General features: G+C 65.5%; 17 protein-coding genes and 2 tRNA genes. 8 read left to right on the forward strand and 11 right to left on the reverse strand.

What is annotated here, in order from left to right:
• Positions 1-3: 3 nt before the first annotated feature.
• The 4 genes from hcaB to BST15_RS07365 are packed head-to-tail and all read right to left on the reverse strand — an operon-like array spanning position 4 to position 3,135.
• Complete coding sequence (gene hcaB / locus BST15_RS07350; protein WP_046187775.1) at positions 4-819, reverse strand: 3-(cis-5,6-dihydroxycyclohexa-1,3-dien-1-yl)propanoate dehydrogenase; 816 nt, start codon at positions 817-819, stop codon at positions 4-6.
• Positions 816-1,076, reverse strand: a complete 261-nt coding sequence (locus BST15_RS07355; protein WP_046187776.1) for a hypothetical protein — start codon at positions 1,074-1,076, stop codon at positions 816-818. The genes hcaB and BST15_RS07355 overlap by 4 nt, the downstream gene beginning before the upstream one ends.
• Positions 1,073-1,699 (reverse strand): 3-phenylpropionate/cinnamic acid dioxygenase subunit beta, encoded by a 627-nt coding sequence (locus tag BST15_RS07360; protein WP_083070883.1) that lies wholly within the window; start codon positions 1,697-1,699, stop codon positions 1,073-1,075. The genes BST15_RS07355 and BST15_RS07360 overlap by 4 nt, the downstream gene beginning before the upstream one ends.
• A complete protein-coding gene (locus BST15_RS07365; RefSeq protein WP_046187777.1) occupies positions 1,696-3,135 on the reverse strand; it encodes a Rieske 2Fe-2S domain-containing protein in 1,440 nt (479 codons plus the stop codon). The genes BST15_RS07360 and BST15_RS07365 overlap by 4 nt, the downstream gene beginning before the upstream one ends.
• A 122-nt stretch (positions 3,136-3,257) precedes the next feature.
• Here BST15_RS07365 and BST15_RS07370 point away from each other — a divergent pair, with 122 nt between their 5' ends.
• Positions 3,258-4,061: an IclR family transcriptional regulator gene (locus BST15_RS07370; RefSeq protein WP_046187778.1), complete on the forward strand. Its 804-nt coding sequence runs from the start codon at positions 3,258-3,260 to the stop codon at positions 4,059-4,061.
• A gap of 25 nt (positions 4,062-4,086) precedes the next feature.
• Here the strand turns inward: BST15_RS07370 and thpD are convergent, their stop codons facing one another.
• The 5 genes from thpD to BST15_RS07395 form a co-directional block, all read right to left on the reverse strand.
• Complete coding sequence (thpD, locus tag BST15_RS07375) at positions 4,087-4,989, reverse strand: ectoine hydroxylase (protein WP_046187779.1); 903 nt, start codon at positions 4,987-4,989, stop codon at positions 4,087-4,089.
• A complete protein-coding gene (locus BST15_RS07380) occupies positions 4,986-5,393 on the reverse strand; it encodes an ectoine synthase (RefSeq protein WP_046187780.1) in 408 nt (135 codons plus the stop codon). The genes thpD and BST15_RS07380 overlap by 4 nt, the downstream gene beginning before the upstream one ends.
• Positions 5,390-6,667, reverse strand: coding sequence for a diaminobutyrate--2-oxoglutarate transaminase (gene ectB / locus BST15_RS07385; protein WP_046187781.1), 1,278 nt, complete (start codon positions 6,665-6,667; stop codon positions 5,390-5,392). The genes BST15_RS07380 and ectB overlap by 4 nt, the downstream gene beginning before the upstream one ends.
• Before the next feature lie 184 nt (positions 6,668-6,851).
• Entirely contained in the window at positions 6,852-7,391 is a 540-nt protein-coding gene (gene ectA, locus BST15_RS07390; RefSeq protein WP_442928565.1) for a diaminobutyrate acetyltransferase, read from the reverse strand.
• The gene (locus tag BST15_RS07395) at positions 7,388-8,644 is read right to left on the reverse strand and encodes an MFS transporter (protein ID WP_046187805.1); all 1,257 of its coding nucleotides are present in this window, start codon (positions 8,642-8,644) and stop codon (positions 7,388-7,390) included. The genes ectA and BST15_RS07395 overlap by 4 nt, the downstream gene beginning before the upstream one ends.
• Positions 8,645-8,795: 151 nt before the next feature.
• On the opposite strand from BST15_RS07395, the gene BST15_RS07400 reads away from it, so the two are divergent.
• The 4 genes from BST15_RS07400 to BST15_RS07415 all read left to right on the forward strand — a co-directional run bounded on the left by BST15_RS07400 (position 8,796) and on the right by BST15_RS07415 (position 11,370).
• Entirely contained in the window at positions 8,796-9,584 is a 789-nt protein-coding gene (locus BST15_RS07400; protein ID WP_046187783.1) for a fumarylacetoacetate hydrolase family protein, read from the forward strand.
• Positions 9,581-11,053 (forward strand): glutamate--tRNA ligase, encoded by a 1,473-nt coding sequence (gene gltX / locus BST15_RS07405; protein WP_046187784.1) that lies wholly within the window; start codon positions 9,581-9,583, stop codon positions 11,051-11,053. Before BST15_RS07400 ends, gltX begins: the two co-directional genes overlap by 4 nt.
• Before the next feature lie 99 nt (positions 11,054-11,152).
• A tRNA-Gln gene (locus BST15_RS07410) sits at positions 11,153-11,224 on the forward strand.
• A gap of 73 nt (positions 11,225-11,297) precedes the next feature.
• Positions 11,298-11,370: transfer RNA gene (locus BST15_RS07415), tRNA-Glu, on the forward strand.
• A 58-nt stretch (positions 11,371-11,428) separates the two neighbouring features.
• Here the strand turns inward: BST15_RS07415 and BST15_RS07420 are convergent.
• Positions 11,429-11,929, reverse strand: a complete 501-nt coding sequence (locus BST15_RS07420; RefSeq protein WP_046187785.1) for a PPOX class F420-dependent oxidoreductase — start codon at positions 11,927-11,929, stop codon at positions 11,429-11,431.
• Between the two features lie 37 nt (positions 11,930-11,966).
• Positions 11,967-12,668 (reverse strand): IclR family transcriptional regulator, encoded by a 702-nt coding sequence (locus tag BST15_RS07425; RefSeq protein ID WP_046187786.1) that lies wholly within the window; start codon positions 12,666-12,668, stop codon positions 11,967-11,969.
• A gap of 54 nt (positions 12,669-12,722) precedes the next feature.
• Between BST15_RS07425 and leuC the strand changes: the two genes are divergently transcribed.
• The 3 genes from leuC to BST15_RS07440 form a co-directional block, all read left to right on the forward strand.
• Complete coding sequence (leuC, locus tag BST15_RS07430) at positions 12,723-14,141, forward strand: 3-isopropylmalate dehydratase large subunit (protein WP_046187806.1); 1,419 nt, start codon at positions 12,723-12,725, stop codon at positions 14,139-14,141.
• Between the two features lie 28 nt (positions 14,142-14,169).
• Positions 14,170-14,766 carry a 3-isopropylmalate dehydratase small subunit gene (gene leuD / locus BST15_RS07435; protein ID WP_046187787.1) on the forward strand — a complete coding sequence of 199 codons (597 nt, stop codon included), beginning with the start codon at positions 14,170-14,172 and terminating at the stop codon, positions 14,764-14,766.
• Positions 14,767-14,954: 188 nt separating this feature from the next.
• Positions 14,955-15,561, forward strand: a 607-nt coding sequence (locus BST15_RS07440) for an HU family DNA-binding protein (protein WP_083070884.1), incomplete at its 3' end; no start/stop codon positions are given.

The raw sequence follows: 15,561 nt of genomic DNA on the forward strand, positions 1-15,561 counted from the left end.
CTCTCAGCCTTCTGCCGGCGGAGCGGATCGTGCTGGACCCATGCCGAATCCACCGTCGGGGTGCGTGCTTCCCGCGGTGATGCCACGGGCGCGGTCCGAGGCCAGAAAGACGTAGCTCCAGGCGTGGTCCTGCGGGGTGAGTGCCACATGAAGCGGGGTGCGCGCCGCGAGGTCGCGGGCCCGGTTGGGGGTGTCGTCCAGCCGGATGTGGTCGAGTGCCAGGTTCTGCAGACCCCGCAGGTCGGTGTTGAGGGTTCCGCCGGGCGCCACACCGTTGACCCGGATGTGCGGGGCGAGTTCGTAGGCCAGGGTGGTGACCAGACCCCGAACGGCGAACTTCGAGGCTACGTAGAGCACGCCGCCGCGGCCGGGGTAGTACGACGATGCCGACTCCGTGATGACGATCGAGGATCCGGTTTGGTCCCGTAGGGCAGGTACGGCGGCCTTCACCGACTGCAGATGACTCAGCACGTTCGTCGTGAACATCTCGTCGAAGGCTGGGGCCAGTTCCTGCGTCGAGATGTCGGTGATCCCCTTGTAGAAGTCGAAGATTCCTACACAGGTGACCAAGGTGTCCAGTCCACCGAACTCCGCGACCGCGGCCGCTACCGCCTGTTCGTTGGCCTCGGCTGTGGTGGCGTCACCCTGGACCACCGGGACCTGGGGCAGCTGGCTGCGCAGCAGGGAGCACTTGTCGGGATCGCGTTCCAACACCGCAACACGGGCGCCCTCTGCGAGAAATGCGTCCACGACGGCGCGACCGATGCCCGAACCGGCGCCGACCACGAGCGCTCGTTTACCGTCCAGCCATCGCGTCACGGCAGGTCACTGTCGTCTGACAGCAGCGGTTGGTGCATGTTGCCGACCATCGCGGCCAGAGTGTAGGCGTTCTGCCACGTCACCGCCTCAAGTTCGAGCGCATCGAGGCTGATCCACTGTCCAGATCTCGGTGAGGTGATCAGCAGCCGTGACCCATTGCGGGTGTCGACGCGGCGCACGGTCACTTCGGTGAACTCGTTCGCGATGGTGATGGTGTCACCGACCGAACGGGCGATCAGGTCATCGAGTCCACTCACAGGAACACCGCCAGGTTCTGCATGCGCAGGACCGATTCGTCGACATAGATGGTGCGGCGCGCCAACTTCCAGCCGTGTTCGGTCAGCCGGAGTAGGTCTTCGCGGCCGCAGGAGACCAGTGCCGCCTCGTTGACGTCGCCGCGGCTGCGGAACAGCAGTTCCGCTGACTCGACGATCAGATGCGCTTCGTCGTCGCAGGCAAAGGTGCGGACGTTGGTGATGTGGTGGCGCAGGCGTGAAGGCGGATCCTCGGTCCACGCGTGTTCGGTCTGAAAGCGTGCCACGCGGCGGTTCAGCGAGTACTTGTTCTCATCGAAGTGCGCCATTCCCGGTGAGGTGTCGAATCCGGCGCCGGCGGCAGTGGTCACCCGAACCGGCATGAAGTAGTGGATGTCGTCGGTCAGCGTGTCCAGCCAGTCGGTGTAGTGCTGCGCGTCCAGCAGATACGCCTCGTCGACCATGAACTGATGTGCCTGCAGATGGCGGGCGTCGTTGAAGGGCAGGGGATTGCCGATACGGACGTGCTTGGGAGCATCCCCACCCAGAACCGCAAGCTCCCAGGGGCTCTGGGTCGAGGTCGGTCGGGGGAACCCAGGGCGCTCGCTGTGTTGCGCCGGTGTCATGCCGGGGCCTCCTCATAGGTCGCCTCGCATGCCGACGTGCCGTTGGTCTGTACCAGCGGGGTGATGCCGTCGCGGTGGACGCCCATGGCTGCGGTGGTGGTCGCCACGGGAGGCATCTCGAGGTGGTCTGCCCACATCCGAAGAATCGCCCGCTGATTGTTCTCGTTGTAGCCGACCTGCGCGGTCCCTGGACCGTGGAACTGCTCGGGGGAAAGGGCATTGACCACGGGCGTGTCATCGGCGAGCAGACCCATCCGGCCGTTGAGCAGCAGTTGGCGGGCCATCGACCCGGCCGCGGTGTTGGTCAGCGAGACCCAGTTCTCCACATCATCCTGCTCGAACATTCCGGTAGAGCCAAAGCACATCAGATAGGCCTTGTAGGAGTCCTGCTTGAACTGTTCTGGGGCTGCGGCATCGACCGCAAACCATGAGTACACCTCGGTTTCGTTCTCGCTGATCGGTTGCCAGGTGCGAATCGATATGAACGGCAACACTTCTTCGCTGTCTTGGATCTTGGGCCAGTTGTGCACCAGGCTCATGTTCGGGAAACACGATGCGGCCGAGATCATGAAGCCGTCGTCGCTGACCACGCGCTGGTGGTCCGGTGACCACACTTGTTTGATGCGCTGCACCATCTCGTCGGGATAGCCGACGTAGCGCATCCGCTCTTCGAAGGTGCCCGGCGGCAACTTGTAGGTCGTTCCTCCGCCGCAAGTCGCCCAGTAGGTGGCGCCGTCCTTGCGCTTCTGCGCTTTCGGCTCACGAAACAGTCCGATGTCGACGACCGAGGCGTGGGTGTGCGGTGTGTGATACATGTCGCCGGCGAAGTTCTCGACGCCGATCTTCCAGTTCGCCTTGATTCGCCAGCGCTGTGGGCCGCGCACCTCCAGGCCGCCACGGCTCTGCTTGGTGTAGAAGTCGAGGTAGAACGTGAAGTCCCCGAGAAATTCCTCCAGCGGCGGCGCCTGCGGGTCCAGGCTGATGAAGATCATTCCGTTGTAGCTGGCAAGGTTGGGTGCCGGCAGCAGCGTCTGGCCCCGCTTCTGGAAACCGGCATCGCCGCCGTAGGCCTCCTGATGGAAGGGCAGGCCCAGGATCCGCCCGTCGTTGCGGTAGGACCAGCCGTGGTAGGGGCACCGGAAATTCGAGGCATTGCCCATCTCGGCGCGGCACACCTGCATTCCCCGGTGCAGGCACATGTTGAACATGGCCCGCACGTCGCCCTTGGAATCGCGCGCGATGATGAACGAGTCGTTGAGTACGCGCCGTACGACGTAGTCGCCGTCGTGCGGGATCTCCGACTCGTGCGCGACGAACATCCAGGCGCGGCGGAACAGGCGCTCTTTCTCCAGTTCGAAGATCGCGGCGTCGTTGTAGATGTGGGCTGGGATCATTCCGCGCCGGACCTCGTCGAGGACTTGCCGGTGATCACTCATGTGTTGCGACTCCAGTCTCGGGGTCCGTGATGTCTGTTATGCAGAGAAAACCTCTGTGTCGTCGCGAAAACTCTGCCAGGAAGACCGTTTGGCGGTCAATAACGGTGAGTACTGTCTCTGCTATGCAGAGTGATCATCCGGAGTGGCCGGCCGGTGACGCCGCCGGCCCCGTGGCTCCGCAGTATCCGATCGGATCGGTCGACAGGGCGCTCAAGCTCATCCTGCTCTTCGCGCAACAGCCCCAGGTCCGCCTGACCGACGCAGCGACGCACCTGGAGGTCGCGTCATCCACAGCCCACCGGTTGCTGGCCATGCTGCAATATCGGGGCTTCGTGCGTCAGGATCCGGCCTCCAAGGCGTACCACCCAGGCCCCGCGCTGCTCAGCGTGGCACTGTCGGTGTTCAACCGCATCGACATCGAGGCTGCCGCCAGTCCTGTCTTGCACCGCGTGAGTGAACAGCTCAGGGAATCAGTCCACTTGGGGATGCTTGAGGGCGCCCAGGTCCGCTTCATCGCGGCCGCTGAGGGGCCGACAGCGGTTCGGGTGGCGTCCCGGCTCGGGCGCACGATGCCCGCGCACTGCACATCGACCGGGATGGCGCTGCTGGCCCGTCTCTCCGACGCCGACCTCGCGCATCTGTACCCCGTTGAGGAACTCCAACGCGTCACGGCACATTCGGTAGGTACCCGGACAGAGCTGCGCAACGAGCTGCGCCGAATTCGCCACCAGGGATATGCGGTGAACCGCGAGGGGAGTGAGGAAGGAGTCGCCTCGGTCGCCGTCCCCATCCCCACGCGTGCGCCCGGCGTACTCCTGGCACTCAATGCCGCCGCGCCGGTACACCGGCTGCACAGTTCGCAGTATCGGGCCGTGGCCGCCGTGCTGGTGGAGGCGGCCAAAGAGATCGGCGACCAGATCGGCTAGCCCGCAACGGCACGCGACAGCAGATCTATACCGGGTCGAAGACTCGGCTCGCGATGAACGTCGGTCGCGGCGCGGCGGCGCCGAACGGTTCCACCAATGCGTTGTCCACGCTGTTGTAGACGATGAAGACGTTCGAGCGCGCATACGGCGTGATGTTGCTGCTCGAACCGTGCATGCAGTTGCTGTCGAAAAACACCGCCGACCCTGCCGGGCCGGTGACCTGCCGGATCCCGTGCTGGTCGGCCAGCCACGCCAGGCTCGCGTCGTCGGGCGTGCCGATCTGCTGCTGCCTCAGCGACGAACGGTAGTGATCCGGAGGCGTCCGTCCCGGACATGACACGAACCACCGGTGCGAGCCGGGCATGATCATCAACGATCCATTGCAGTCCCGATTCTCGGTGAGCGCCACCGAAACGCTGACCGCGCGCGGAGCAGGCATGCCGTCCTCGGCGTGCCACGTCTCAAAATCGGAATGCCAGTAGAACTCCCGGCCATTGAAGCCCGGCTTGAAGTTGACTCGGCTTTGGTGCACGTACACATCTGAGCCGAGCAGCTGACGGGCCGGGCCCACCAGGCGCGGGTCGGCGACCAGGGCAGCGAATGCCGGACTGATGCGATGCACCTCGAAGATCGATCTGATCTGCCCACTGTCGCGTTCGCAGACCGATCGTTCGTCGGCGGCCAATGCGGCGTCGGACCGCAGGCGGTCCAACTCATCGCGCAGGTCGGTCACCACATCGGCATCCAGCAAGGTCCGTACCGCCAGAAAGCCCTCGGCGTCGAACTGCGCAACACCGGCCGCGCTCAGCGGTCCACCGGCCGGTTGGTGAGTCCACACCACCGGGTGGCGACGACGTTCGATCCCGATCGTGTCGTGGTTGCGGGTGGGGTAGTGATCGATGCGGAGGTCGGTCAGGGCGGGCGTCACGGGACCGCCTCCTGGACGGGCTCAGCGAGCAGGGGATAGGCGCCGGTCTCGTCGTGCACCTCCCGCCCGGTGACCGGCGGGTCGAACACACACACCATGCGCAGGTCCGTGTGGGCGAGGACGCGGTGGTGCTCGTGGCCATCGAGCAGGTAGAGGGTGCCGTCACTCAGTGGGTGCACCTCGCCGGTCTCGTCGTTGATCAGCTCACCCTCGCCGCCGACGCAATACACCGCTTCGACGTGGTTGGCGTACCACATCGCAGTCTCGGTGCCGGCGTAAAGGATCGTCTCGTGCAGCGAGAATCGCTGTCCGTCGCGCGCCAGCAGCAGTCGCTGGCTGTTCCAGGTCTTGGATGCGACATCGCGATCGGTGCCCTTGATCTCGGCGAGAGTACGAACGATCATCGGCTGGCTCCTGACGTGGTTGCGGTGAGTTCACCGGCGGTGACGGCCTTGATCGAGTCGGCGACGATTGTCAGACCTTCGGTCAGATCCGCGTCGTCAATATTCAACGCCGGCATGAGTTTTACGACCTCGCCATCCGGCCCCGAGGTCTCCAGCAGCAGGCCGCGTTCGAACGCCTCCCGGCACACCGCTGCGGCCAGCTCCGGACGATCGAAGGCCACGCCGCGGATCAGGCCGCGGCCACGCGTGCTGACGCCGTCGATGGGATCGACGACTTCGGTCAGCGCCTGCTCGATCAGTTCGCCCTTGCGCAGCACGGACTTCTCCAACCTGTTGTCGGTCCAGAAGTTCAACGCCGCGGCGGCGGTGATAAATGACGGATTCTGTCCGCGAAATGTGCCGTTGTGCTCGCCGGGTTCCCACACGTCGAGCTCGGGCTTCAACAGCGTCAGCGCCATCGGGAGCCCGTACCCGCTGATCGACTTGGACAGGCAGACGATGTCTGGAGTGATGCCCGCCGCCTCGAAGCTGAAGAACGGTCCGGTACGTCCGCAACCCATTTGGACGTCGTCGACGATCAGCAGCAACTCGTGACGCCGGCACAGATCCGCCAGCCCGCGTAACCAGTCCAGGCGAGCCACGTTCACGCCGCCTTCGCCCTGAACGGTCTCCACAATGACCGCTGCTGGATCGTTCAGCCCACTGCCGCTGTCTTGGAGCAGGCGCTCAAACCACAAGAAGTCGGGCACCACGCCGTCGAGGTAGTTGTCGTAGGGCATGGGGGTGGCGTGCACCAGCGGAATCCCAGCGCCGCCGCGCTTCATCGAATTGCCGGTCACGCTCAGCGATCCCAGCGTCATTCCGTGAAAAGCATTGGTAAAGCTGATGATGCTCTCGCGGCCGGTGACCTTGCGCGCCAGCTTCAGTGCCGACTCCACCGCGTTAGTTCCTGTGGGACCGGGGAACTGGACTTTGTAGTCGAGTCCCCGCGGCTTGAGAATCACCTGCTCGAAGCGCTCCAGGAAGTCGGCCTTGGCCACCGTGTTCATGTCGAGGCTGTGCACCACCCGGTCTGCGCTCAGATACTCCAGCAGCGGCTCCCGCAGCTCGGGATGGTTGTGGCCGTAGTTGAGCGCGCCGGCACCTGCAAAAAAGTCCAGGTACTCACGGCCGTCGACATCCCACATCCGCGAGCCACTGGCGCGGTTGAATGTCACCGGCCAGGAACGGCAATAACTTCGCACCTCGGATTCAAGGGTTTCAAAAATGGTCATGGTTCCTCCGTCCGTCGGAAATGACAACGGAACGGAACGACAGGTCGAATTCATGCGTGTGCCGCGGGTGATCTCGGCTCGACCTACCACCCCGCTCGGATGCCCCCAGCTAAGTCAGCCGGGGCTCACGTTTGCGCGTTCGTTACCCTACCGAGACCATTTTGTGATCTCAACATCGCGACCCTCAGTGGCGACGTGCGGATACCCCCAGCGGTCCGATGCGAAACAGTTCCTCGGCCAGATGCGATTCCGGGAACAAACCCGCGCCGAACAGCTCCGAATATTCCAGCGGCGCTTCCCATCGCCGGGCGAAGGCACCGAAAAGCCTCCGGCTGGCCTCGTTGTCCGGTGTGATTGACGTCTCAACATGGGTGACACCGTCGATCGCCTGGGCGCGCACCAGGTGATCGAGCATCCGGCCCGCCAATCCCGCGCCTCGATGCGCGGCGTTGACGGCAACCTGCCAGACCATCAGAGTCTGGGGCTGCTCGGGGCGTCGGTAGCCGGTGACGAAGCCGCCCGGCTCCCCGCCGACCTCGGCGACCACCGAGGTAGCCGCGAAATCGCGGCACCACAAAAGGTACGAATAGGGCGAATTCACGTCGAGTGCCGCGCTGTCGACGGCCATCTGCCACAGGGCCGGGCCGTCCGCCACAGTCGGTGTCCGAAGCCGGACATGATCGGTATCCGTCATCGTTTCGACGGTACTTGGCGTCGGACTCAGCGTGGCGGCGGCGGGCTGGGCGGCGGTCCTGGCGGCACCCGCAGGGTCCGCAGCGCCTCGCGGACTGTGCGCCCCGCGGGCTCCGCGCGCACCGGCACCAATCGCAGCGCGGCCAGCGGAAACAGCCCGCACAGTGCAAACGCCAGCGGATATCCGACGGCGCCGATCAGCGCACCGAATACCGGGGGAGCGATCCCGGCTGTCAACCGCTGCGTGGTGTTCTGGATGCCCAGCGCGCGACCGCTCCAATACGGCCCCGCGATCTCCGCGACCGCGGTGGAGGCCAATCCGTTGTCCAGCACGGTGATCACCGCGGCGACAACCATCACCGCCTCGGCGACAGGGGAATGCGCGTGATCGGCGGCCCCCAGCGCCAGCATCGCCAACGCCCCGGCCACCGTGAGGCTGCGCACGGGCCGCAGCCGAGACCGCACCCGGTCCGACCATCGGCCGGCCGCCACCCGGCCGGCGGCGCCGAGCAGCTGCGACACCGTCACCAACCCGCCCGCCGCGGCGATCGACCAGTGCGTGTCGACGATCAGCCATACCAACATGAAGGTTGCCAGCACGGACTGCGGAACCATCAGCAGCGCCGACGACAGATGAATGCGCCACAGCACCTTCGAGCCGCTGTACGGGCTGGCAAGTTCCGCGCCGGTGGCCGCCGAACGGGGCGCACGCGGCGGATCGATCACCCCGATCGCACACGCCACCGCAGCCACCGCACACAACGTCGCCGGGAACATCAGGGCACGTGCCAGCCCGTGCTCCGCCAACTCGGGAATCACGCTTGCCCCCAACGCGATGCCCAGCGGCTGCGCGGTCTGCCGGATACCCATCACCAGGCCGCGATGGTGGGGCGGAAACCAGCCCGTCACCAGCCGCCCGCTGGCACTGTTGGCACTGGCGGCCGCCATGCCCCCCAGGAAGAGGAAGGCGCCCACCGCGACCAGCGACTGCATGGACGCAGCGGCGAATGTTGCCAGCGCGGTCAGTGCCGAACCGACGGTCAACACGATTCGCTCGCCGATGCGGTCCAGCAGGGCACCCCAGGCGAACAAGGTCAACACCATGCCGAAACTGGGCATCGAAGCCAACAGACCGGCCATGGCCAGGTTGGTCTCGCGCTTGGTCTCCAGCATCGGGATGACGAAGGCGATGCCGTTGATGAAGACGAACGAGCACAGTGTGGCGATCAGTGCGACGAGCACCACGGACCAGCGAGCGGCTGTACCGATCGGCTCGGCGGACATCCGGCTATGTTTGCACAGCCGCGCCGGCCAGGTGCTTGTGATGGCGACCCGCTTCGCCCGGCTCCGCCGCGCTTGCGATCGGCGGTGCTTGTGATGGCGACCCGCTTCGCCCGGCTCCGCCGCGCTTGCGATCGCCATTAGGCTTGCTCGAATGCGCCTAGGCCGAATTGCCAGCCCGGACGGTGTCGCCTTCGTCAGCCTCGAAGGAGACCCGGACCGGCCACACGAGATGACCGCCCGCGAGATCGCCGAGCACCCCTTCGGCACACCGGAGTTCACCGGAAGGTCGTGGCCGCTGGCCGACGTGCGCCTGCTGGCGCCGATTCTGGCCAGCAAGGTGGTCTGCATCGGGAAGAACTACGCGGCCCACATCGCCGAAATGGGGGGAGCCCCACCGGCCAACCCGATGATGTTCCTCAAACCCAACACCGCGATCATCGGACCCAACGTCCCGATTCAGCTGCCCGCCAATGCCTCCCCGGTTCACTTCGAAGGTGAGCTGGCCGTGGTCATCTCCCGTCCCTGCAAAGATGTTCCGGCCGCGCGGGCCAAGGACAACATCCTGGGCTACACCATCGGCAACGACGTGTCCGCCCGTGATCAGCAGCAGTCCGACGGACAGTGGACCCGGGCCAAGGGACACGACACCTTCTGTCCGATCGGCCCGTGGATCGTCACCGACCTCGACCCGGCCGACCTGGCGATCCGCACCGAGGTCGACGGCGTGGTCAAACAGGACAGCCGGACCTCGCTGATGATGCACGACGTCGGGGCCATTGTGGAGTGGATCTCCGCGGTGATGACTCTGCTGCCCGGCGACATCATCCTGACCGGCACCCCCGACGGGGTTGGTCCCATCGAGCACGGCGATACCGTGTCCATCTCCATCGAAGGCATTGGCACCCTGTCCAATCCGGTAATTCGCAAAGGAAAGTCGTGACCGCATCTGGTGTCCGTGTCCGGTTCTGCCCATCGCCGACCGGCACGCCGCACGTCGGGCTGATCCGCACCGCACTGTTCAACTGGGCATACGCCCGCCACACCGGCGGCACCCTGGTCTTCCGGGTCGAGGACACCGACGCCGAACGCGACAGCGAGGAAAGCTACCTCGCGCTGCTGGACGCGCTGCGCTGGCTGCACCTGGACTGGGACGAGGGGCCCGAGGTCGGTGGGCCCTATGGCCCCTACCGGCAGTCCGAGCGTGCCGACCTGCACCGGGACGTGGTGGCGCAGTTGCTGGCGGCCGGAGAGGCCTATGAGGCGTTCTCGACGCCCGAGGAGGTTGAGGCCCGCCACCTTGCCGCCGGCCGCAACCCCAAGCTGGGTTACGACAATTTCGATCGCGAACTCACCGCGCAGCAGCGGGCCGAATACCTCGCCGAGGGCCGCAAGCCCGTCGTGCGACTGCGGATGCCCGACACCGAGCTTGGCTGGGCGGACCTGGTGCGCGGGCCGACGTCATTTCCGGCGGGAACGGTGCCCGACTTCGCGCTCACCCGCGCCAATGGTGATCCCCTGTACACGTTGGTCAACCCGGTCGACGACGCCATGATGAAGATCACTCACGTGTTGCGCGGCGAGGATCTGTTGCCCTCCACGCCACGACAGATCGCGCTGTATCAGGCTCTGATCCGTATCGGAGTAGCCGATCGGATCCCGGAATTCGGCCATCTGCCAACCGTTCTGGGGGAGGGCACCAAGAAGCTGTCCAAACGAGACCCCCAGTCCAATCTCTTCGCTCACCGAGACCGGGGCTTCATTCCCGAGGGATTGCTGAACTATCTGGCTCTCCTGGGCTGGTCGATCGCGGACGACCGCGACGTGTTCAGCCTTGATGAGATGGTTGCGGCGTTCGATGTGGTCAACGTCAACTCCAACCCGGCCCGATTCGACCAGAAGAAGGCCGACGCGCTCAACGCAGAGCACATCCGGATGCTCGACCTGGACGACTTCACCAACCGGCTGCGGGGTTATCTCGACGGACACGGGTACGACACCGGCCTGGACGACGCCGGCTTTGCGACGGCCGCTGCGCTGGTGCAGACCCGCATCGTGGTGCTCGGCGACGCCTGGGGGTTGCTGAAGTTCTTCAACGATGAGCACTACGAGCTGGACCCGCGGGCCGCCGCCAAGGAGTTGGGTCCCGACGCCGCTCCGGTGTTGGACGCGGCCATCGCCGCTCTGGACGGCGTAGGAGAGTGGACCACCGCCAACATCGAGGCCGCGCTCAAAGCTGCGCTCCTGGACGGCCTGGAGCTCAAGCCGCGTAAAGCCTTCGGCCCGATCCGGGTCGGGGTCTCGGGTGGACTGGTCAGCCCCCCGCTGTTCGAGTCGCTGGAACTGCTCGGCTCGGCACGCAGCCTGACCAGGCTGCGGAGTGCCCGCGACGGCGTTGGGGAAGCGCGATGACAACTTCCCCGTAGAAGTTTGGTAGTCTGCTCGTCGGCCCAAGAACGGTTGGCCAGCGGTGCTCACCCGGCACTCTGACCAGCGGGAATGGCCGGCCAATGGGGTATGGTGTAATTGGCAACACAGCTGATTCTGGTTCAGCCATTCTAGGTTCGAGTCCTGGTACCCCAGCAAAAGCAGTCCGCCGCAAGCGATTAGGCGGTCTGCACGGGTTGAGCTATGCTGGCAACCCGGAAATGTTCTAGCCCCCGTCGTCTAGCGGCCTAGGACGCCGCCCTCTCACGGCGGTAGCGTGGGTTCGAATCCCATCGGGGGTACATCGCAAAAGGCCCGCACCATAACGGTGCGGGCCTTTTGTTCTCCAGCGGTAGTTGTTTACTCGCCGGCCGGAGCGGTGGAGCCGGACAGCGGCATGGCGGGCAAACCGAGCTTGCGGTGATCCCAGGAGCGGGTGCGCCGTGTGATGATGCGCACAGCCACCCGGTTGTTCATCATCGCGTCCACGCCCGGCTTCATCTCGTCGGTGTAGGGGCCGGTGTAGCGCTCCCAGACGCTGACGCCCACCCGGAAAATGGCATCCGGGTCGTCGACGATCTCCGCGATGCCTTCGAAGGCCGCGCCGCGCAGAGTGTCGTAGGTCTGGCCGGCTTCCAGGAGGAAGGTGACCCGTGGATCACGGCGCAGGTTCACCGCCTTCTGGGACTTGGCCTTGGTCTCAAGCCAGATCTCGCCGTCGAGCACGGCGTACCACATCGCGGTCAGGTGGGGCTGGCCGTCGGGCCCGATGGTGGCCAGGGTCCCGGTCCGGTGATTGGTGACGAAGTCGGCGACTTCGGCGTCGGTCATAACGATCTGTGCGCGCTGTTTGGTTCCCATCTCTGCAGTCTGTCAGGCGGTTCAGACCCGCCAGGACTCAGAGCCGCTCGGTGAGCGCGTGGGCCGCTGCGAGCAGGTCTGCGGACCAGCGTGCGCCCGGGCGGGGACCCATCCGATCGATCGGCCCCGACACCGAGATCGCCGCGACCACCGTGCCACGCTGGTCGTGTACCGGAGCCGACACGCTGGCCACCCCGGGCTCGCGTTCTGCGACGCTTTGCGCCCAGCCGCGGCGCCGCACGTCGGACAGGGTGCGCCCGGTGAACTTGGCTGCCATCAAGACCTCCTGTTGTACGGCGGCATCGGCGTAGGCCAGCAGCACCTTGGCGCCCGAGCCGGCGGTCATCGGCAGCCGCGCACCGACGGGAACCGTGTCGCGCAGCCCTGCAGGCGGTTCCAGTGCCGCGACGCAAACCCGCTCGGTGCCCTCGCGGCGGTACAGCTGCACGCTTTCCCCGGTGATCTCCCGCAGCCGCGGCAACACGGCCGCACCGGCCGCTCGCAGCGGATCGTCGCCGCGGGCCGCCAGCTCGCTGACCGCCGGACCGATCTGCCAGCGGCCCTCGGTGTCGCGTCCAAGCAGGCGGTGGATCTCCAGGCCTGCCGCCAACCGGTGTGCGGTGGCACGCGGGAGTCCGGTGCGGTCGCACAGTTCAGCCAGACCGCATGGCGATTCGGCGACGGCGTGCAGTACTGCCAGCGCTTTGTCCAGAACGCCGATGCCGCTATGCTGTCCCATATACAGATACTAGCGTCTCAACATATGAGATGGACAGATTGAGGGATGGCAGTGATGTTCAAGACCGAGCAGCCTCGCACCCTGGCCGAGAAGGTCTGGGCTGACCATGTAGTGGTATCCGGCGGCGGGACCGAACCCGACCTCATCTATATCGATCTGCACCTCGTCCACGAGGTCACCAGTCCGCAGGCTTTCGAAGGTCTGCGGCTGGCCGGCCGCCCCGTCCGGCGCCCGGATCTGACCATTGCCACCGAAGACCACAACGTGCCGACCGCCGACATCGATAAGCCGATCGCGGACCCGGTGTCACGTACCCAGGTCGAGACCTTGCGGCACAATTGCGCCGAGTTCGGTATCCGGTTGCATCCCATGGGCGACATCGATCAGGGCATCGTGCACATCATCGGGCCGCAGCTGGGGCTCACCCAACCCGGCACAACGGTGGTCTGCGGCGACAGTCACACCTCCACGCACGGCGCATTCGGAGCGCTGGCAATGGGTATCGGTACCTCTGAGGTCGAGCATGTGCTGGCCACCCAGACGCTGCCGCTGAAGCCGTTCAAGACCATGGCGGTCAACGTCGATGGTCAGCTTGCCGAGGGAGTGACCGCCAAGGACATCATCTTGGCGGTGATCGCCCAGATCGGCACCGGCGGCGGTCAGGGCTATGTCATCGAGTACCGGGGCAGTGCCATCGAGGCTCTGTCGATGGAGGCCCGTATGACTATCTGCAACATGAGCATTGAGGCCGGCGCCCGCGCCGGCATGGTCGCTCCCGATGAGACCACCTACGAGTATCTGCGGGGCCGCCCGCATGCGCCTACCGGCGCGGATTGGGACGCCGCGGTGGCGTATTGGAGCAGTCTTCGCACCGACCCCGGGGCCAGCTTCGACGCCGAGGTCCACCTGGACGCGGATGCGCTGACCCCGTTCGTGACATGGGGCACCAACCCGGGCCAGGGGATCCCGCTGGGTGCTGCGGTGCCTGACCCGGAGGCGATCAACGACGAGGACGAGCGGCGCGCCGCGGAGAAGGCATTGGCGTACATGGACCTTGCGCCGGGGACGCCGATGCGCGACGTCGCGGTGGACACCGTCTTCGTCGGGTCGTGCACCAACGGCCGCATCGAGGACCTGCGGGCGGTGGCCGGTGTGCTGCGCGGGCGGCGGGTCGCCGACGGAGTGCGGATGCTGGTGGTTCCGGGTTCGATGCGGGTGCGCAATCAAGCCGAAGAAGAAGGGCTTGCCGAGGTTTTCGCCGCGGCGGGGGCCGAATGGCGCCAGCCCGGCTGCTCGATGTGTCTGGGGATGAACCCGGATCAGCTGGAGCCGGGACAGCGTTCGGCGTCGACGTCCAATCGCAATTTCGAGGGGCGGCAGGGCAAGGGCGGTCGGACCCATCTGGTGTCGCCGGTGGTGGCCGCCGCAACCGCCGTCCGCGGGACGCTGTCGTCCCCCTCCGACTTGAACTGACCGACACGGTATTTAAAGGAGCCTAGTCATGGAAGCTTTCCACACCCATACCGGAATCGGAGTTCCGCTGCGGCGGTCCAATGTCGACACCGACCAAATCATTCCGGCGGTCTATTTGAAGCGGATCACCCGGACGGGATTTGAGGACGGCCTGTTCGCCACCTGGCGCACCGATCCGTCCTTCGTGCTGAATCTCAGCCCTTTCGACCAGGGTTCGGTCCTGGTGGCCGGGCCGGACTTCGGCACCGGGTCGTCACGTGAACACGCGGTGTGGGCGCTGCTCGACTACGGGTTCCGGGTGGTCATCTCCTCGCGATTCGCCGACATCTTCCGCGGCAATGCCGGCAAGGCGGGCCTGCTGGCAGCCCAGGTTGCCCAAGATGATGTGGAACTGCTGTGGAAAGTTATCGAGCAGAGCCCCGGGCTGGAAATCACTGTCAATCTTCAAGATCGGAATATCACCGCTGGAACAGTGGTGGTGGCGTTCACGATTGACGACTACACCGCCTGGAGACTGTCCGAAGGTCTCGACGATATAGGCCTTACGCTGCGGAAACTCGATCAGATCGATTCTTTCGAAGCGGCTCGTCCGGAGTGGAAACCGCGCACGCTGCCCACTTCTTGAGGGCCTGTGCCGGAGCTGAATTCCGGTCTTCGTGGCGCTCTCGTCAGCGTCTAAGGGCGGTAACCGGATTGCCGAATTCGCCCATAATCTCATCTGAAATTGCGCGTGGCTCTTGGATATCAGTGCTATCAGGGTTTACCGTGTGCTCTAGTCGGCTCAAGTAGGGCCACTGGTCTCGGAGGGATTGGATGAACAAAGCAGAGCTCATCGAGGTGCTCACAAAGGAATTGGACACCGACCGCCGGTCGGCGACCGAGGCCGTCGAGCATTTCGTCAATGCCATTGTGCGCGCCGTCCACAAGGGTGAGAGCGTCACCATCACCGGGTTCGGCGTCTTTGAGCGTCGCCGTCGCGCCGCGCGCGTCGCCCGCAATCCCCGCACCGGTGAAACGGTCAAGGTGAAGCCGACGTCCGTTCCCGCCTTCCGGCCCGGCGCGCAGTTCAAGGCAATTGTTTCGGGCGCGCAGCGTGTCCCGTCCGAGGGCCTCGCCGTCAAGCGTGGCGCTGGCGCCAGCGCCACCGCCGCGAAAGCCGCCAAGAAGGCCCCGGCCAAGAAGGCCACCAAGGCCGCCGCAAAGAAGACCGTGGCCAAGGCAACGAAGGCGACCAAGGCCACCAAGGCCACAGCCACCAAGGCTCCGGCCAAGAAGGTTGTGGCCAAGAAGGCAGCCACCAAGGCTCCGGCCAAGAAGGTCGTGACCAAGGCTCCGGCGAAGAAGGTTGTGGCCAAGAAGGCAGCTACCAAGGCTCCGGCCAAGAAGGTTGTGGCCAAGAAGGCAGCCACCAAGGCTCCGG

The organism is Mycolicibacter arupensis (assembly GCF_002086515.1).
GTDB classification, from domain to species: Bacteria; Actinomycetota; Actinomycetes; order Mycobacteriales; family Mycobacteriaceae; genus Mycobacterium; species Mycobacterium arupense.